The following is an 18,528-nucleotide window of genomic DNA, read 5'->3' on the forward strand; positions in this document are numbered from 1 at the left end:
AGGAAGTGCCCCGCGCCGGCATGAGGCGCAAAGGTGAATAAAATACAAGCGGCGAAGGCTACCTGAAATTCGGCAAATTACCTAAAACCCAAACCATGTGTAATCAATCAAATATGATGTATTCCCGGTTTCCTAAGAAGCTTGTTAAAGAAAGTAATGCGATTTTCAGGTAGCCCCTCTCCCTTTCAGGCTACCTGAAAACGAAATCCGATTAACCGACAACCCGTGAAAGACCCCGCCATGTGGAATTTGATCAATGCCCCAGAAACAGAAATTTTCGGCATCGCCATCGCCCTGATGCTGATGCTCGGCCTGCTCGAGTTGCTCTCGCTCTTGGCCGGCGGCTTCACCGACTGGCTCGATAACCTGTTGCCCGACAGCCTGGTGGAAGCGGATTTGGATGGCGATTTGCACGGCGGCATCGAAGGGGCGGGCGCATTGGTGCGCTTTTTGGATTGGCTGTATGTGGGGCGCGTGCCGCTGATGATGTTGCTGGTGGTGTTCCTCGCCGTGTTCGGGCTTGCGGGCTATGTGCTGCAAGCCGTGTGTGCCGGGCTGTTTGGCGGCTACCTGAACGCTTGGCTGGCGGCTGCTGCGGCGCTGTTTCTCACGCTGCCCCTGGTGCGCCTCACAGCGGGCGGGCTCTACAAAATCATGCCCAAAGACGAAACCACTGCCGTTTCGCAAGACAGCCTGATCGGGCGCGTGGGCACGGTGGTGCTGGGCGCGGCGCGGCCGGGCAGCCCGGCGCAGGTGCGGGTGAAAGACGGCTACGGCCAGCAGCATTATGTGATGGCTGAACCCGACGGCGAAGGCGTGCTGAAACAGGGCGAGGCGGTGCTTTTGGTGTCGCTGGAGGGGAACACGTTTAAGGCGATTGCCAACCCGAGCGGGAGCTTGGTGGATTGAGGCTACCTGAAAATATAGTAGATTAAAATAAAAATGAGATAAGGCTGCGAGCCGCAAGGCGTACAGGAGTAGGTTAAGGCGGACCAACGCTGTATCATTGCAATTTTGATCCACTATATTTGGATAAGGCGGGCAGGTTGGATAATTTGCATCCGGTCGGGCAGGAGGATGCCGTATCAAAACCATTCCGCCGTCAGCCTGTCGTCCGACAATCGGGGCACACCGTCAAATCGGTGTTGAAATGCGCGCCGACGTTCTGCCGCCTGGCGTATGCTGCTTGGGCGATGGCGAGGCTGCATTCGAGCAGGTTGCGGTCTTCGTATTCGGACGCGGTGTGCGGTTCGGCTTGGTTTTGCTTCCAAAGCCGTAGTTGGGCGATGGCGCGGCGCAGGCCGGTATCGTTGCGGAGGATGCCCAAATGGCGTTGGTTGAACGCTTGCAGGGCGGGGCGGCTGAATGCGCTTTGGAGGCCGTCTGAAAAGATGCCTGCTTCGGCGGAGGGATTTTCAGACGGCCTTTGGGACGGTACGGTTTGGAGTGCTTGTCCGTCCGCGATGGTTTGGGCGGCAAGCCTGGCGGTAACAACGCATTCGAGCAGGGAGTTGCTGGCGAGGCGGTTGGCTCCGTGCAGCCCGGTGCAGGCGGTTTCGCCCAAGGCGTAGAGCTGCGGCAGGGAGGTTCTACCGCTGGGGTCGGTTCGGATGCCGCCGCAGGTGTAGTGCTGGACGGGGCGGACGGGGATGGCTTGGCGCGTGATGTCCAAGCCGCATTGGGACAGGCAGTGCCGATGGATAGACGGAAAATGCTGACGAACGAACGCTGCGGGTTGGCGGCTGATGTCGAGCGAGACGAAGTCTTGCGTTTGTTTGGCGATTTCGGCGGCGATGGCGCGGGCAACGATGTCGCGCGGCGCAAGTTCGGCGCGGCGGTCGTAATACGGCATAAACCGTTCACCCGATTGGTTGGTCAGGATGCCGCCTTCGCCGCGCACGGCTTCGGAAATCAGGAAGGTGCGGCCGTTTTCAGACGACCTTGCCAAGCCTGTGGGGTGGAATTGGATAAATTCGAGGTTTTCGACTGCGCAACCTGCGCGTATTGCCATGGCGATGGCGTCGCCCGTGCATTCGGGCGGCGTGGTGGTGGTGGCGTAAATCTGTCCCAAGCCGCCGCCCGCGAGTACGGTATGGCGGGCTCGGATGCGGTAGGTTTCTTGCGTTCGGCAGTCGAGGACGGTCAGTCCGCACGCCGCGCCTGATTCGGTTTGAATGTCCAACGCCATCTGCCGCTCGCAAACGTGGATGTTCGGGCGGCGGCGTATTTGGGCAATCAGGCTCTGCATGACGGCTTCGCCCGTGTAGTCGGCAACGTGGGCGATTCGGCGGCAGGTATGCCCGCCTTCGCGCGTCAGGTGCAGGTCGTTATGATTTTGGTCGAACGCCACGCCCTGCGCCAGCAGCCATTCGATTGCCGGTTTGCCCTGCGACAGGATGGTGCGGACGGCGGCTTCGTCGCACAAACCCGCGCCCGCTTCCAAGGTATCGGCAACGTGTTTTCCGATGTCGTCCTCTCCCGACCACGCCGCCGCAATCCCGCCTTGCGCATGACGGCTGGCAGTGTCGTCCAGCCGGTTTTTGCACAAAATGACGATGCGGAACGATTCAGGCAGCGACAGGGCGAGCGTCAGTGCCGCCAGCCCGTTTCCGGCAATCAATACGTCGCAATCCGTTTGCATGGTGTTGTCCTTGTTTGAGAGATCGTCTGAAACGGCAATACGGACGGCAAATCAGGCGGGGCCCATGCCGTTGAACACATCTTTTTTCTTCAGCCCTGCCGCGAAGTCGAGCATACGCTGCAAAGGCAGTTTGGCGGCTTCGCCCAGCGTTCTGTCCAACAGGATTTCGTTGCGTCCGCTTGTCAGGGCGTATTTGATGCCGCCCAGCGAATTCATCGCCATCCACGGGCAGAACGCGCAGCTTTTGCAGCTTCCGCCGTTGCCCGCCGTCGGGGCGGCGATAAATTCTTTGTCGGGTGCCTGCTTTTGCATTTCGTGCAGGATGCCCAAATCGGTCGCCACGATGAATTTTTTTTCAGGGCGCGATACGGCGGCTTTGAGCAGTTTGCTGGTCGAGCCGACCACATCGCCCAGTTCGATGACGCTTTGCGGCGATTCGGGATGAACCAGCACCACCGCGTCGGGGTGCTTCGTCTTCAAGGCCGCCAGCTCCTGTCCTTTGAATTCGTTGTGGACGATGCACGAACCCTGCCACAGCAGCATATCCGCGCCCGTTTCGCGGCGGATGTAGTCGCCGAGGTGGCGGTCGGGTCCCCAAATCAGTTTCTCGCCGCGCGATTTCAAATACGACACGATTTCCAACGCCACCGAAGACGTAACCACCCAGTCGGCACGCGCCTTTACGGCGGCGGAGGTGTTGGCGTACACCACCACCGTGCGGTCGGGGTATCGGTCGCAAAACGCTGAAAACGCCTCTTCCGGGCAGCCCAAATCCAAAGAACATTCCGCCTCCAAATCAGGCATCAGCACCGTTTTTTCAGGGCAGAGGATTTTCGCGCTCTCGCCCATGAAGCGCACGCCCGCCACCACCAGCGTGCCGGCTTCATGTTCCGCGCCGAAGCGCGCCATCTCCAGCGAATCGCCCACGCACCCGCCCGTTTCCAAAGCCAAATCCTGAATCAGCGGATCAACATAATAATGCGCCACCAAGACCGCGTTTTTCTCCTTCAGCAAGGCCTTGATTTCGTCTTTCAGACGGCCTGCCGTTTCGCGGTCGGGCGTGTCGGCAACCTTCGCCCACGCCTGACGGATTTGGCAGGCTGAAGTCGGCGTCTGAATGAGGGGCATATCATAGTCGAACGAGCGGCGGGCGGCGGTTTGCATGATGTTTCCTTATGGCTGGGTTTTCAGGCGGCATGAGGGTTTGCCGTGTATTTTCAAACTTTCCCGGATTATGCTCATTTTGAGTATAATGTGCAAGGCCGTCTGAAAGCGTGCCCGGACGAAGCGCAAACCTGCGGTCCGCACCGCTTTGACGAACCGCTTTGATTTATAGTGGATTAAAATCGCAATGATACGGCGTTGGCTCACCTTGACGTACTACCTGTACGCCTTGCGGCTCGCCGCCTTGCCTCCTTTTTTTTTTAATCCACTATACAATAAAGCCTTCCACCCCCTGCCGAAAGCCAAGCATGGACGCCTACCCCGAAGCCGAAGCCCCGCCGCAGAGCATCGTCGAACTGGTTCCCGTATTGATTGCCGTAACAAACGGCGGCCTGCGGGTATTGACCGTCGCCCGGGGCGAACTCCTGCCCAACGGCCCGCTCTCCCCCCTGCGCAACTCCCTGCAGGCGGGCGTGAAACTGTGGGTCGCCAAACAGACTTCGCAGCCCATGGGCTATGTGGAACAGCTTTACACCTTTGTGGATACGCGCCGTCAAAACGGGCAAGGCCTGCCGGTCTTATACGTCAGCTATTTGGGGCTGGTGCGCGAGGCCGCCGACAGCATCCTGCACCCGGATGCGAAATGGCAGGACTGCTACGGCTATTTCCCGTGGGAAGATTTGCGCACCGACGGCGGGCAGCGCGATGCTCTTGTCGGCCGCCTGCGCATTTGGGCCAACTCGGCGGACACGGAGGAATTGCGCCAAAAGCGGCTCAAGCGCATTCATTTGTGCTGGGGGGTCGTACCGGAAAACTGGTCGGAAGAATACGTTTTGCAACGCTATGAAATGCTGTATGAAAGCGGCTTGATAGCGGAAGCCGCCGAGCCGCAGGCAAACTTCGACTTCGCGCCCACGGGGCAGCCCATGCGCCACGACCACCGCCGCGTGCTGGCAACCGCCCTGTCCCGCCTGCGCGCCAAAATCAAATACCGCCCGGTGATTTTCGAACTGATGCCACCCGAATTCACGCTGTTGCAACTGCAAAGCAGCGTCGAAGCCATCAGCGGCAGATTGCTGCACAAGCAAAACTTCCGCCGCCAGATTCAGCAGCAAAACCTCATCGAGCCGTCGGATACCAGCGTATCGGGCGGCAAAGGCCGCCCCGCGCAGCTGTACCGCTTCCGCGACGACGTCCTGCCCGACAGGCTGATTTCGGACATAGGCCTGCCGCTGGGCAGCCGTTAGCCCGCTTTCAGACGGACTCGGAACTGCCGCCCCCTTCTTTCAACAAAGGAAACCCCATGCCGCTAAAAAACACCCTCTTCCCCCTGCCCGACACCCTGCTGCGCCCCATGGTGGAGCAAGCCCTGAGCGAAGACTTGGGCAGGCGCGGCGACATTACGTCCGCCGCCGTTATCGCCCCCGATAAAACCGCCAAACTCTTCCTCGTCAGCCGCGAAAACGGCGTCATCGCCGGCATGGACTTGGCGCGCCTCGCCTTTCAGGTAATGGACCCGTCCGTCCGCTTCCAAGCCGAAATCCAAGACGGGCAAGCCGTCCGCGCAGGCCAGACGCTGGCCGCCGTCGAAGGCAATGCCCGCGCCCTGCTCGCCGCCGAACGCACCGCACTCAACTACCTCACCCACCTGAGCGGCATCGCCACCGCCACCGCGCTTGCCGTTGCCGAAGTCGCCGAATACGGCACAGACATCGTGTGCAGCCGCAAAACCATCCCCCTGCTGCGCGTCCTGCAAAAATACGCCGTCAGGGCGGGCGGCGGCACAAACCACCGTATGGGCTTGGACGACGCCGTGCTCATCAAAGACAACCACCTCGCCTATTGCGGCAGCATCGCCCAAGCCGTGCGGCAGGCAAAGCGGGCCACCGGGGCGCTGATCTGCGTGGAAATCGAAGTGGACACGCTGGCACAACTAGACGAAGCCATCGCGGCGGGCGCGGAACGGATTTTGCTGGACAACATGGACGACGAAACCCTGAAAGAAGCCGCAAACCGCTGCCACGCGCAAACCGCCCACCCCCACACCGTTTATTGCGAAGCATCGGGCGGCATCGGCTTCGAGCGCCTGAAGCGCGTGGCGCAAACCGGCGTGGACGGCATCGCCCTCGGCTACCTCACCCACAGCAGCCGCTCGCTGGACATAGGTTTGGATTTCGTGGCGTGAGTTCCGCCGGAGATGGCGGCGGACGGTATAACCAATTCAAAAAAAATGCCCGCTCCGCTATTCCTGCGCAGGCATGAATCCGGCGGGAAGGCCGGGTTGCAAACCCGACACTTTATCAGGCAGCCCATCCCCCCTCTCAGGCTACCTGAAAGCGCAGCTTCAACGAAGTTAAAACCCCGCGCGGGCATCAATGCCTGCCCTGCAGCTGTCCTGCCCACGCTACGCTTGCCGCCTGAAAACGAGGGACTGGATGCGGACATCCTGATGGAGGTAATTGATATGGATTGGATGGGGAAATTGTCAATCTTTCCGCTTTATATTGTGTTCAGCCTGTTTTTTAAGTGGATTATCTCGTGGGATGTGGCGGAAAAATCGAAGTCTGGAAGACAGGCTGGCTCATCGGCTGGCAGGCGGGGGATTGGGATACGGAGCAAATCCGCATGTGGGCGCTGCTGGTGTGGGCGGCCTGGACAGTGTTTTGCCTGCTGGCCTTGGTGGTATAAGTTTGCCGGGCAGTTTTGAGGCTACCTGAAAAATGAAAGACACATGATGATGAATCAAGACAAACGCAAAACCGTGATGCTGTATCCGGCTACATCTAAGGATTTGACGCTGGAAATCGGCGTGGTCTGCGCAGGGGTATTGCTGCCGCTTATCATCGGGCTGGATACGGTGTCGGACATTTCCGGCGACGGGGTGGGCACGGCGCTTCGTTTGGCAATGGTGCTGCTGTTTTTCGGCGGGGCGGCGCTGGTTGGTTTCCTGTATTGGCGCATGTTCACGGCGCGGGACTTTCTGCGGCTGGACACGGAACGCGGCGTGCTGCTGCACGGGCGCTGGCGTTGGGGCTGGCAGGTGCAGCGGGAATACCCGCTCTCGATGTTTGCGGCAGTGGCGGCGGAGAAAGTGCAGAATGATTACCGCGGCTACTACGGGCGCTTGTGGCTGGAATCGGCGGATGGGCGGAACGATTTGGTGCTGGAGGAAAATCTCCTGCCGCATAAGGGCTCGCTGAACGAATTAGACAGGATTCAGAACCATATCGCTAAGGCAACGGGTTTGGTCAAACGGCCGGTAATCAACACAGTCATCCGTGCGGCGGAGGAAACGGCGGCCAATCCGGCACAGTTGCAGCCATTGCAGGTGAAAACGCTACCTGTGTGGCGGCAGGTGGTGAATTTGGCGGCGGCCGGGTTGTGGACTTGGCTGGCGGTCTGGCTGCTGCGTTTGGCGGCGGATTGGCAAAGTGGCAGCCTGCCCAAGCCGCTGTATTTCGGCGCGGGGCTGCTGGCGCTCGGGCTGTTGGCAGTGGCGGTATCGGAAGTGCGCGGGGTGTTTCGTGCACAGCGCGGCCGGAAAACGCCGCAAACACAAACGGCTCGGCGGCAGCCCTCTGAAATCAAAGCCGCACTGGCAGTGGCCAGGCAGGTGGAACATGAGCCGCAGCCGAAGCTGCCGGAACGTGCCGCGCCGAAGCTTGCGGACGGGGCGGAATTTGCCGTGTATTCGGTCGGCACTTTGTTCTCGCGCATTCCGTTTTTGTTGTTGGCGCTGCTGATCGTGTGGGACAGTGGTGGGGTTAGCTGGCGACTATTTTGGCTGGTGGCTTTGCTGTCCATCGCCGGGCGGTTGGCGCACCGTTGGCATACCTTGCGCAAGGTACGCTACAGCGTGCTGGGAGACGAATTGATTGTGTACCGCCTGCACAGTTTTAAGTGGCTACCTGAAAAACGCTATGCGCTATCGGAGTTTTGCGGTATTTACAGCCGTGTGCGGCGCAATGGTGTGAGCGTAGGTTTGAGCGAAATCTGGTTGGCAGGCAAGGCGGGCGGCAAAAACGTGCGGCTGCTGGAGGCGGATTCGCTGATGCGCGACAACCGGCAAACGGCAGAGAAAACAGCCAAACAAATCAGCCGAGCTACCGGGCTGCCGCTGCTGGAGTATGTGGGTGAAGATCGGGAAGGAGCCGGCTGAAGAGCTGGTTGGGAAAAAGACGAAGCTTTCAGGTAGCCCCAATTGGTTACTCGGGCTACCTGAAAACCGACATCAGCGTTTGAAGAAAATATCGATGTAGTCGGCTGCGTTGTCGCAGGGGTTTTGTATCGGCTGCATGCGCCAATATTGGCGGGAGTCTTTGGCTTGAAACAGGAAAGTGCCGCTGCGTTCGCAGGGCTGGCCGTTGTTGATGTGATATACGCGGGTGCTTACGTTGCCGGTAAAGTAGAAATGGCGCTGGTCGATGACTTCGATTAGGCCGTCGAGTTTCACGAAATCGCCGTTTAAGGATTGGTAGGCATTGATTTCCAAGCCGTTGCTGCCCCGGCGGATGGTGGCGGTGCCGAAACGCTCCCAGCTTATCCATTGCAGGGAAAACATATGCCTGCCCAGCAAGCTGCTTTCGGCAGCGGCCACTTCTTCCGGGCTGCCGGTTTGCAAACCGGCATCACGCATATCGACGATGCCCGGCAGGTTTTGCGCACTGGTGGTTTGAATGCAGAATAATCCTGCCAGCAGTAGGGTGGTTAGGCCGTTAAACAGACGTTTGACGGGGTGCATAGCGTGCTCCTTTTAAGTAAATTTGTGAAAAGGAATGCTGCATCTCCATCATAGCGTATCTATTTTTAAACCGCCATAATCGTTTCAAATTTAAGAAAATTGTTTGCTTTAGGGCAAATTGTTCTTTAACAATCCGGTATTTCAAATCTTGCTTGTGCCGCAGTCGATCAGGGTTTCGCCCACGCAGATGATTTGGTTGTGGAAGGCGTTGAGTGTGCTGCGGTGGCCGATGCTCACGATGATGCTGTCGGGCAGCTCTTGGCGGATCAGGCGGTAGAGGGCGGCTTCGGTTTCTTCATCGAGCGCGGCGGTGGCCTCATCGAGCAGCACGAGGCGGGGGCGGGTGATGAGGATGCGCACGAAGGCGATGCGCTGCAGCTCGCCGGGGGAAAGTTTGTGCTGCCAGTCGTCTTCGGTGTCGAGCAGTTCTTTCAGGTAGCCCAGGCGGCAGGCTTCGAGGGCGGCGGTAAGCTGGTGTTCGTCGGGGCGGATGTTGGGGTAGCAGATGGCGCGGCGCAGGCTGCCTTGCGGGGTGTAGGGGCGCTGGGGCACGAAGAGGATGTGTTCACGGGCGGGGCTGATGATGTGGCCGCTGCTGCCGAAGGGCCAGAGGCCGGCCAGGGCGCGCAGCAATGAGGTTTTGCCGCAGCCGGAGGGGCCGCGGATGAGTAGGGAATCGCCGCTTTGGGCGCGGAAGGAAACGTCGGAGAGCAGGATGTTGCCGTTGTTGCGGTGCAGAGTGAGCTTGTCGGCCTGCAGGATGCAGTTTTCGGCTTCGTGCTGCGGCTGGCGGTAGGGCAGGTGGTTTTGCATGCTTTGGAAGAAGCCGTCGAGACGTTCGAGCCGGGCTTGATAAGCGGTGAAGTCTTTGTAGGAGTTGCGGAAGAAGGATAGGGCGCGTTGCAGGCGGTTGAAGGCTTGCACGGTTTGGTGCATATCGCCGATTTTCACTTGGCCGGCGAAAAAGCGCGGGGCTTGCAGCATGAGGGGCAGCAGGTTGGAAATTTGGGTGATGCCGGTGTTGAAGCCGTTGAGGCCGAGGCTGCGGAACACAATCTGCCAGCGGTTGCGGATGATGTGGGCAAAGTGGCGGCGCAGGTTGCGCCCTTCGGCGGCTTCGCCGTTGTAGAAAGCGATGCTCTCGGCGTGGTCGCGCACGCGCACGAGGGCGTAGCGGTAGTTGCCGTTGAAGTGTTCGTTTTGGAAGTTGAGCTTCACCAAGGGGAGGCCGATCCACACGGAAGTGGCGGTGGCAAAGAGGATGAAGAGGTAGATAAACATCACCATGCCGCGCGGGATTTCCAGCCCCAATACGCTGAGCACGCCGGAGAGATTCCAGAGGATGACGGTGAATTCGATGGTAGAAACGATGGCGCTGATCAGGCCGCGCACGAGCTCGGCGGTGGAGGCGATGAAATCTTGCGCGTCTTGCTGGATACGTTGGTCGATGTTGTCGGGCGCGTGGCGGCGCATGTGCAGGCGGTAGTAGTTTTTATGAGCGAGCCAGCTTTGGGTGAGCGCGGCGTTGAGTTTTTCCAGCCAGCGGATCATAAAGACTTGTTCGAGCAGCTCGTCGGCCAGGGCATGGATGATTTTGAACACCATTAAGGCGCTGTTGATGCCGGCGAAAAACCAGAAGGCGGCTGCGGCGCGGTCTTGCAGGGAATCATAGAGGCCTTTGTAGAAAAATGAATTGAGCACGCTGATGCGCACTTCGAGCAGCACCATCAAGAGCAGCGCAGCCAAGAGCAGGCACACTCGGATACGGTTGCTGCTTGCTAAACAGGGGCGCAGGATGCGCTCGAAACGTTGGCCGAAAGTAGTGCGGCGCAGTAGGAAGGCGGCGATCAGGCAAAACAGCAATACGCCGAAAAAGCTCTGCACCAGCCACAGCGGGCTGTCCAGGAGCTCGATTTTCCATTGTTCTTGTTTCATATGTGGTGCTTGGTTGGATAACTTTATTTTTCAGGTATGGCAAACCAATTTAACTTTCGCTGCCGCGTTGGTTCGCCTTGCCGTACTTCTGTACTGTCTGCGGCTCACCGCCTTGTATCGAAAGCCAATTTGGTTTGCCTAGCCATTTGGGATTGAAAGGCTACCTGAAAAATAAAACGGCAGCAAAAAGGGTGTTTAAAACAGGCAGGCCAAACAGCGCGGAAGGCTACCTGAAAAACGGGATTGCATTTTTCAGGTAGCCTCTATGGGGCGTTATGCTGTGGCCAAATGCTTAAAACTCAAACTTAGCAGAAACGCTGATTTCGCGCGGATTGCCGATGGCGATCATCGGGTATTGCGCCGAAGAGCCTACGGTGGAGGTGTAATACAGGCGGTTGGTCAGGTTTTTGCCGTTGAGCCGCACGTTGAGCTTGTTATCCCCGATTTTGGTGTCGTAGGAGACAAAGGCATCAGCTACGGTGGCTGCAGGGATTTTCCACAGACGGTCGCCGCTGGCGGCATTTTTGCCGATATACCATGCGCCGTTGTATTTGGCTCCGATGCCGGCGCGCCAGTTGCCGCCCAGCGCGTTGCCGAAATCATAAGTCAGATATAGGCCGAACTGGTTGCGCGGGGTATTGTTCAGCGGCAGGCCTTGGGCAGCGGCTTCTGCTTCCAGCACCTTGGTTTCGGTGTAGGCATAGTTGGCGTTCACACCGAGACGTTCGGTAATCTGGCCGCCCATTTCGGCTTCAAAGCCCATGGAGCGGGCGCGGCCGGCAAAGCGGGTTTCGGTTTGGCCGCCAGAGGTTACGCTGTAGCGCACATTTTCTTTCTCGATATGGAATAGGGCTACTGCGGCAGAGAGACGATCGCCGGCGAATTTAGCACCGATTTCAAAGGCTCGACCTTTTTCAGGCTGGGCATCACCAGGGATTTCGTTGGCCACGGAAACCTGTGGGCGGAACGAAGTGGCGTAGCTGCCATAGAGCGACCACTGCGGGGTGAGGCGGTAGGTTACGCCGAGCGAGGGCGAGAAGTTCCAGCCGTGGTTGTCGGTATTGGCTTTGAATACGAAATTGCGGTTGGCGCGACCGGCGTATTGGTCGAAATACTCGGCGCGCAGGCCGGCAGACACAATCCATTTTTCGCCGAGATGAATATCGTCATTGGCATACAGGGCGAAGGTTTTGAGGATTTCGGTTTGCTGGGTATTGTTGCCTTGGCCGTCGATGGTGTTCACGCCGGGCTGCGGGCTAATGCGGCCATACACCGGGTTGTACATATTGATGGTGTAGTTGTTGGCGGGGCTTTGGTAGATTTTGCCCAGCAGGCGGTCGTTGTGCATGGCTTCGAGGCCGAAGCCGAGTTTGTGCCGTACGCTGCCGGTATGCACGTCGCCTTTGAAGCTTAAGGCCAGGTTGTGCACACGCAAGCGGGCATCCTGCGTGCCGTCGATGCGGCGGCGCACCGTGCCGGTGGTGGTGTTGATACCGGCGGCGGTGTTGGCAATACGGGCTTTCCAGTCGTCGTAGGTATGGTAGGTGAAGCCGTAGTTCAGGCGCATTTTCCACTGTTCGCTCAAATATTGGTCGAGCGTGAACTGGAACATATGGTTTTTGCCGCTCTGCTCGCTGAAAGGCTCGTCCAGTCGGCGTTCGGCGGGAATAGCGAGGGGTTTGCCGTAGTTTGCGCCGGGGGTGGAATCGAGGAAGGTGCCGCGGTCGAATGGCACGGTGTAGTCCAAGTATTCGTAGGCGGCGGTGATGGTGGTGTGCTCACCAATCCATTTGACCGAGGGGGCGATGGTGGTTTGCTTGATTTCGCCGAAATTGCGCCAGTAGTCGCTTTGGCGGTAGTCGGCGATGAAGCGGTAGGCCCAGCTTTGGCTGGAGCCGATGGGGCCGGTGAAGTCCACACCCACTTGGCGGGCGCTGTGGCTGCCGAAGCTGGTGCTCACGGAGCGGGCCGGTTTGAGCTGCGGCTGTTTGGTTACCACATTCACCACGCCGCCGGGGTCTTGCACGCCGTAGAGTGTGGAGGCCGGGCCTTTGAGCACTTCCACGCGCTCGGCGGTGGGGCTGAATACGTGGGTTTGGGTCATCTGCATGCCGTTGCGCAGCACGGAGTTGTCGCGGTTGTCGCCGAAGCCGCGTTTCACTACGGCCTCGAGCGTGCCGGCCAGGGTGTTGGCTTGGCGGATGCCGCTCACGGTGAGCAGGGCTTCGTCCAGCGAGCCGGGGCGTCGGTCCTCCAGCACGGCGGGGGTAACGATGTTTACGCTACGGGGCACTTCGAGCAGCGGGGTGTTGCCGCCGCCGATGACATCGGCGGAAATGGGTTGGTAGCCGCTGGCATAGCGGCGGCGGGCGGTAACTTCGATGGCTTCGAGCTCGGCGCTGTCGGCCTGCTGTTCTTGTCTTTGGGCAGGCTGGGCTTCATTCGTGCCTTCGGCATAAAGCAGGCCTGGGCTGCCGATGGCGGCCAGGGCGAGGATGAGGGCTTTGAGGTGTGTGCGCGGTTGTTTCATGAGGATGTTTCCCTTAAAGATTAAAAATAGGCAGTTGGGGTGAGCCTACTGCCATATCGGTTAGTAAACTATATTGAGAACGATTGGCATTTTAATGCCTGCTCTAATTTTGGCAATCTGTGCCAAATGATGCCTAATTTAGATTTTTGTTTTTTAAATATAACTTCCCGTGTAAAAGACAAGTGCTGTTGCAAATCAGGTACAAACGCTATGTCGGACAATTGAAAATGCCTGCTGTTTGCAGACCCGCAGGCTACCTGAAAAGCGTTTTAGGGGAAAATAGCGGGAATGTTGTTTGATGGAATTTTATGGTTTTCAGGTAGCCTTTTTTGCTATTTGACCGGCTATCTAAGAACTGGTGTTGAGTTGTGCTCGTGTTGTTCAATTTGGGATTGCAGTTTTGTTTAACTATATTCAGGTAGCACCAGGCTGCCGAAATCCACTCAAGAAAGGAAAACCATGAACCTTATTTCCATTGGCACTATTGCCGGCGTGATACTCGTCGCGCTGTTTGTGCTCGGCCTCATCCTCACCCGCCTGTATCGTCGCGCCAGCAAAGAAGTCTCCTTCGTCCGTACCGGCTTCGGCGGCGAAAAAGTCATCATGAACGGCGGCGCGATGGTGCTGCCCGTGCTGCACGAAATCATCCCCGTCAACATGAATACATTGCGCCTCGAAGTGCGCCGCGCGGCGCAGCAGGCGTTGATTACCCGCGACCGGATGCGCGTGGATGTGATGGCGGAATTTTACGTCCGCGTCAAACCCAGCGCCGAGAGCATCGCCACCGCCGCGCAAACGCTGGGTATGAAAACCATGTCGCCTGACGAATTGAAAGACCTCGTTGAAGGTAAATTTGTCGATGCCCTGCGCGCCGTTGCTGCCGAAATGGCGATGGAAGAGCTGCACGAAAAACGGGTTGATTTCGTTCAAAAAGTGCAGCAAGTCGTGAGCGAAGACTTGTTTAAAAACGGCCTCGAACTCGAAACCGTCTCCCTGACCGGCCTCGATCAAACCAGCTTTGAGTTTTTCAACCCGCAAAACGCCTTTGACGCGGAAGGTCTGACCAAACTGACCGAAACCATCGAAGGCCGCCGCAAGAAACGCAACGAAATCGAACAAGACACCGATTTGGCGATTAAAACCAAAAACCTCGAAGCCGAGCAGCAACGCCTGAAAATCTCGCGTGAAGAAGAATACGCCAAACTCGAACAAGAACGCGAAATTGCCGTGCGCCGCGCCGAACAGGAAGCCAGCATCGCCGAGCAGGAAGCGCAGAAAAAACGCGAGGCGGAAGAAGCCAAAATCGCCGCCGAACGCGAAGTGGATTTGAAACGCATCGCCGCCGAACGCGATATTAAAAACGAAGATATCAAAAAAGCCCAAGCCGTCGAACAGGCGGAGGTCGAACGCCGCAAAGCCATCGAGCTGGCCGAACAAGACCGCGCCATCGCCGTGGCCGAAAAATCGCGTGCCGAATCGGAAGCCAAAGCCGAGGCCGACAAAGCCCGCGCCGCCGCCGTGCGCGAAGAGGAGAGCGTGATTACCGTACGCGAAACCGAACGCGCCGAACGTGCCAAAGCCGTCGAACTGATTGCCGCCGAAGAAGCCGCACAAAAAGACGCGATTTCGCTCACCGTCGCCGCCGAAGCCGAGAAACAGGCCGCGCAAGACCGTGCCGAAGCCGTGCGCATCGCCGCCGAAGCCGAAGCTGAGAAACAACGCCTGCAAGCCAAAGGTGAAGCCGATGCCAAAGTGCTGCTGGCACAAGCGCAAGAGCAGCAATACAAAGTCGATGCCGAAGGTACCCGCGCCGTAAACGAAGCCGCCAACGTATTGAGCGTCGAGCAAGTTGAAATGCAAGTGCGCCTCGCCCTCTTGAAACACCTGCCCGACATCATCCGCGAATCCGTGCGCCCGATGGAAAACATCGACGACATCAAGATTCTGCAAATCAACGGCTTGGGCGGATTCAGCGGCGCTGCCGCAGACGGTGTTTCAGGTAGCCCCGGCGCCCAAGGCAACGCGGCTTTGTCCGACCAAGTGGTGAACAGCGCCCTGCGCTACCGCGCCCAGGCCCCGCTGGTGGACGGTTTGCTCAAAGAGCTGGGCTTGAGCGGCGGCGACATCAACGGCCTCACGCAAAACCTCAATCCCGCTGCTCCTGCGAACCAGACACAGCCGCAAGAGGAGGGTGAGGCTGAATAAGAGTTGATGGTGTGAATGAAGAAAAGGCTACCTGAAGTTTCAGGTAGCCTTTTATATTTCAGGTAGCCTTTCGATAGAGAAGGGCTACCTGAAAATTGGCTATATGTTGCCAAATGATTGCTATGTTTTAACGGCGGCTGTTGAGTTCGTATTCTTCCGGCAGGGTGTCGAGAAAGCCCCGGCCAAAGCCTTTGAGGATGCTGAATTCTTCGTTGATCCGTACAGCGCGCAGACGGAAGACGGAAGCGAGAATTGCCAGTACCAGCCAAATTAAAACTAAACCGATATACAACAGCGACATCAGGCTACTATCAACCATACCGTTTTCGGTGGAGGCAAAATACGGTAGGAACAGCGTGACCAACAACAGCATGAATATACCAATATAAATTTGGCGCATCTGTTTGCGACGTGTAGGGCAACGTGCAGCCGTAACCGTAATTTTTTTTCGCACAACCAAGGCCACAATTAGATAAACCAATAGCCCAGGCAAGCCGATAAATGCAGTGAGTATCAACAAATATAGTGCAGGATGATGCCAATAGAGTTTACGTTGTCGGCGTGGCGGTGCAGCCTCTTCGCCACAATGGATGCAGCGGCAAGGTAAGTCAGTGCCGGCAGACAAAAAAACACGTTTACCCTCCCGCCAACATTCAGTAGTACTTTGCGGCAGGTATTCTTGGCTTTGCGGAGTCTGGTAGGGATTAAAATTCTGGTCCATTTCGCCACTGCTTACTAGATATACAGCACTTCGATAACTTCGTATTCTCTGATGCCGCCAGGCGCCTGCACTTCGGCCACATCGCCTTCTTCTTTGCCGATAAGGGCGCGTGAAATAGGCGAGCTGATGGAGACTTTGTTATCTTTAATATCGGCTTCGTCGTCGCCGACGATTTGGTAGCGCACTTGGGTTTCGTTTTCCAAGTCTTCCAGCACGACGGTGCAGCCGAATACGATTTTGCCTTCGGCGTGGATTTCGGTGGGGTCGATGATATGGGCCGCGGAGAGTTTGTTTTCCAGTTCGGAAATACGGCCTTCGATGAAGCCTTGTTTTTCTTTGGCTGCTTCGTATTCAGCATTTTCAGACAAATCGCCGTGGGTGCGGGCTTCGGCGATGGCTTCGATAATGGCAGGACGTTCAACGCTTTTAAGATGCTGCAATTCTTGCTTGAGCAGTTCGGCGCCGCGTACGGTTAATGGAATCTTTTGCATGATTTTCTCCACAAGGGCTGCGGGGCAGCCGTTTTTACATAAAAATGCAAGCCGCCTGGTGCCGGCGGCTTGTGAACTCAAATTTTTAGCCAATCAAACACAGAATTGGAAGCTGCGTTTTGATTGACTGTATGGGTTGCCATTCTATCAGATGGCGGGCGGAACGCCAACTGCTGGAAGGGACGGCTGGCGGTGGGGGAATTTGTGCCAATAATTTGATTATTGGCGTTTATTGTTGTTCATTGGATATATTGGCGGCGCCTTGATTAGCCAGTTGGTCGGCGCGTTCGTTTTCGGGGTGGCCGGCATGGCCTTTCACCCATTGCCAGGATACTTGGTGGCGGGCGACTTGTTGGTCGAGCTGCTGCCAGAGTTCGGCGTTTTTCACGGGTTGTTTGGCGGAAGTTTTCCAGCCGTTTTTCTTCCAGCCGTGAATCCAGCTTTCCATGCCGTTTTTCACGTATTGGGAGTCGGTGTGGATGGTTACTTGGCAGGGGCGGTTGAGGGCTTCGAGGCCGCGGATAACGGCGGTAAGCTCCATGCGGTTGTTGGTGGTGTCGGCTTCGCCGCCGCAGAGTTCTTTTTCATGGCGGCCGTAGCGCAGCAGCACGCCCCAGCCGCCGGGGCCGGGATTACCTTTGCAGGCGCCGTCGGTGTAGAGGTGGACGGTTGTGGTATTGGTCATGGTGTTTGGGTTGGGGCTACCTGAAAGTTTCAGGTAGCCTTTAGTATGTTTGATGTGGCAAAAGAGTAAGGCTACCTGAAAAAAGGGTTTTCAGGTAGCCTGATGTTGCTAAACGCTTAGATTTTAGAAACCGTTAGATTTCTAAAATCAGGCGGGCCGGGTCTTCGAGGGCTTCTTTGATAGTAACCAAAGTGAGCACGGCTTCGCGGCCGTCGATGATGCGGTGGTCGTAGGAGAGGGCCAGATACATCATCGGGCGCACCACGACTTGGCCGTTTTCCACCACGGCGCGTTCTTTGGTGGCGTGCATGCCCAAGATGGCGGATTGCGGCGGGTTGATGATGGGTGTGGACATCATCGAGCCGAAGGTGCCGCCGTTGGTGATGGAGAATGTGCCGCCGGTGAGGTCTTCGATGGCGATTTTGCCGCTCTTGGCTTTGTTGGCGTAGTCCACAATGGCCAGTTCGATTTCGGCAATGCTCATCTGATCCACGTTGCGCAGGATCGGCACCACCAGGCCGCGTGGACTGCCCACGGCGATACCGATGTCGAAGTAGCCGTGGTAAACGATGTCGTTGCCGTCAATCGAAGCGTTCACAGCGGGGAATTTCTTCAGCGCGGCCACGGCGGCTTTCACGAAGAAGGACATGAAGCCCAGTTTCACGCCATACTGTTTTTCGAACTTCTCTTTGTATTTGGCGCGCAAATCCATAATCGGCTTCATGTTCACCTCGTTGAACGTGGTGAGGATGGCGTTTTGCGACTGAGATTGCAGCAGGCGTTCGGCCACACGCTGGCGCAGGCGGCTCATCGGTACGCGCTGTTCTACGCGGTCGCCCAGCGGCACGGCCACGGCCGGGGCGGCAGCGGCTTTGGGTGCGGCGGCAGGCATAGCGGCCACGTCTTCTTTCAGCACACGGCCGTCGCGGCCGGAACCTTGTACGCCGGATACGTCCACGCCTTTTTCAGCAGCCAGTTTGGCGGCGGCGGGCATGGCCACGCCGGCGCGCGCACCAGCGGCAGCCACATGGCCTGCTGGCTCGGCAGCGGGGGCTTGGGCGGCAGCCGGGGCTGCTTCTGCTGCTTTGGCTTCGGTGTCGATTTTAGCCAACAGCTGGCCGGCGGTAACGGTGGCGCCGTCTTGTTCGATGATTTCCACAATCACACCGGCCTGCTGGGCGGGCAGCTCGAGCACAACCTTGTCGGTTTCGAGGTCGATCAGGTTTTCGTCGCGGTTTACATAGTCGCCCACCTTCTTGTGCCAGCTCATCAGGGTGGCTTCGGTAACGCTTTCCGGTAGCGGGGGTACGGTGATTTCGATAATCATGGTTTTATCCTTTAATAAATTGAAAAATAGGTAAATCGTGTTCTGAGGAGGCTACCTGAAAACGGTTTGGCATGTTTCAGGTAGCCTT

The 18,528-nt window shown here is 57.6% G+C and carries 16 protein-coding genes; 7 read left to right on the forward strand and 9 right to left on the reverse strand.

What is annotated here, in order from left to right:
- The first annotated feature begins 240 nt into the window (after positions 1-240).
- A complete protein-coding gene (locus HMPREF2541_RS03060) occupies positions 241-909 on the forward strand; it encodes an OB-fold-containig protein (RefSeq protein WP_003822814.1) in 669 nt (222 codons plus the stop codon).
- A 193-nt stretch (positions 910-1,102) separates the two neighbouring features.
- Here the strand turns inward: HMPREF2541_RS03060 and nadB are convergent, their stop codons facing one another.
- Both nadB and nadA read right to left on the reverse strand, forming a co-directional pair.
- Positions 1,103-2,641 carry an L-aspartate oxidase gene (gene nadB / locus HMPREF2541_RS03065; protein WP_003822812.1) on the reverse strand — a complete coding sequence of 513 codons (1,539 nt, stop codon included), beginning with the start codon at positions 2,639-2,641 and terminating at the stop codon, positions 1,103-1,105.
- A 51-nt stretch (positions 2,642-2,692) separates the two neighbouring features.
- Positions 2,693-3,805 carry a quinolinate synthase NadA gene (gene nadA, locus HMPREF2541_RS03070; protein ID WP_003822811.1) on the reverse strand — a complete coding sequence of 371 codons (1,113 nt, stop codon included), beginning with the start codon at positions 3,803-3,805 and terminating at the stop codon, positions 2,693-2,695.
- 308 nt (positions 3,806-4,113) lie between these two features.
- On the opposite strand from nadA, the gene HMPREF2541_RS03075 reads away from it, so the two are divergent.
- The 4 genes from HMPREF2541_RS03075 (at position 4,114) to HMPREF2541_RS03090 (ending at position 7,964) form a co-directional block, all read left to right on the forward strand.
- Positions 4,114-5,052, forward strand: a complete 939-nt coding sequence (locus HMPREF2541_RS03075) for an NUDIX hydrolase (RefSeq protein ID WP_003822809.1) — start codon at positions 4,114-4,116, stop codon at positions 5,050-5,052.
- Positions 5,053-5,108: 56 nt separating this feature from the next.
- Positions 5,109-5,990, forward strand: a complete 882-nt coding sequence (gene nadC, locus HMPREF2541_RS03080) for a carboxylating nicotinate-nucleotide diphosphorylase (RefSeq protein ID WP_070541663.1) — start codon at positions 5,109-5,111, stop codon at positions 5,988-5,990.
- Positions 5,991-6,331: 341 nt separating this feature from the next.
- Positions 6,332-6,493 (forward strand): hypothetical protein, encoded by a 162-nt coding sequence (locus tag HMPREF2541_RS12135; protein ID WP_153708427.1) that lies wholly within the window; start codon positions 6,332-6,334, stop codon positions 6,491-6,493.
- Positions 6,494-6,536: 43 nt separating this feature from the next.
- A complete protein-coding gene (locus HMPREF2541_RS03090; RefSeq protein ID WP_070541669.1) occupies positions 6,537-7,964 on the forward strand; it encodes a hypothetical protein in 1,428 nt (475 codons plus the stop codon).
- A gap of 72 nt (positions 7,965-8,036) precedes the next feature.
- On the opposite strand, the gene HMPREF2541_RS03095 is transcribed toward HMPREF2541_RS03090, so the two are convergent.
- The 3 genes from HMPREF2541_RS03095 to HMPREF2541_RS03105 form a co-directional block, all read right to left on the reverse strand.
- Positions 8,037-8,546: a hypothetical protein gene (locus tag HMPREF2541_RS03095; protein WP_064087845.1), complete on the reverse strand. Its 510-nt coding sequence runs from the start codon at positions 8,544-8,546 to the stop codon at positions 8,037-8,039.
- Positions 8,547-8,687: 141 nt separating this feature from the next.
- Positions 8,688-10,481, reverse strand: coding sequence for an ABC transporter ATP-binding protein/permease (locus HMPREF2541_RS03100; RefSeq protein WP_003822800.1), 1,794 nt, complete (start codon positions 10,479-10,481; stop codon positions 8,688-8,690).
- Positions 10,482-10,773: 292 nt separating this feature from the next.
- Positions 10,774-13,011: a TonB-dependent siderophore receptor gene (locus HMPREF2541_RS03105; RefSeq protein WP_064103379.1), complete on the reverse strand. Its 2,238-nt coding sequence runs from the start codon at positions 13,009-13,011 to the stop codon at positions 10,774-10,776.
- A gap of 459 nt (positions 13,012-13,470) precedes the next feature.
- On the opposite strand from HMPREF2541_RS03105, the gene HMPREF2541_RS03110 reads away from it, so the two are divergent.
- On the forward strand, positions 13,471-15,216 hold the full coding sequence (locus HMPREF2541_RS03110; protein ID WP_070541672.1) for a flotillin family protein: 1,746 nt from the start codon (positions 13,471-13,473) through the stop codon (positions 15,214-15,216).
- Between the two features lie 127 nt (positions 15,217-15,343).
- On the opposite strand, the gene HMPREF2541_RS11860 is transcribed toward HMPREF2541_RS03110, so the two are convergent.
- The gene (locus HMPREF2541_RS11860; protein WP_141744188.1) at positions 15,344-15,937 is read right to left on the reverse strand and encodes a hypothetical protein; all 594 of its coding nucleotides are present in this window, start codon (positions 15,935-15,937) and stop codon (positions 15,344-15,346) included.
- A gap of 14 nt (positions 15,938-15,951) precedes the next feature.
- Complete coding sequence (gene greA, locus HMPREF2541_RS03120) at positions 15,952-16,428, reverse strand: transcription elongation factor GreA (protein WP_070541675.1); 477 nt, start codon at positions 16,426-16,428, stop codon at positions 15,952-15,954.
- Here greA and HMPREF2541_RS12525 point away from each other — a divergent pair.
- Entirely contained in the window at positions 16,427-16,555 is a 129-nt protein-coding gene (locus HMPREF2541_RS12525) for a hypothetical protein (RefSeq protein WP_003822788.1), read from the forward strand. The genes greA and HMPREF2541_RS12525 overlap by 2 nt on opposite strands.
- A 102-nt stretch (positions 16,556-16,657) precedes the next feature.
- On the opposite strand, the gene rnhA is transcribed toward HMPREF2541_RS12525, so the two are convergent.
- Together rnhA and odhB are read right to left on the reverse strand one after the other, a co-directional pair.
- Positions 16,658-17,113 (reverse strand): ribonuclease HI, encoded by a 456-nt coding sequence (gene rnhA / locus HMPREF2541_RS03125; protein WP_003822787.1) that lies wholly within the window; start codon positions 17,111-17,113, stop codon positions 16,658-16,660.
- Between the two features lie 133 nt (positions 17,114-17,246).
- Positions 17,247-18,440, reverse strand: a complete 1,194-nt coding sequence (gene odhB / locus HMPREF2541_RS03130) for a 2-oxoglutarate dehydrogenase complex dihydrolipoyllysine-residue succinyltransferase (protein WP_049258354.1) — start codon at positions 18,438-18,440, stop codon at positions 17,247-17,249.
- Positions 18,441-18,528: the final 88 nt, after the last annotated feature.

Origin of the sequence: Eikenella sp. HMSC061C02 (assembly GCF_001809035.1) — a bacterium.
GTDB lineage: Bacteria > Pseudomonadota > Gammaproteobacteria > Burkholderiales > Neisseriaceae > Eikenella > Eikenella corrodens.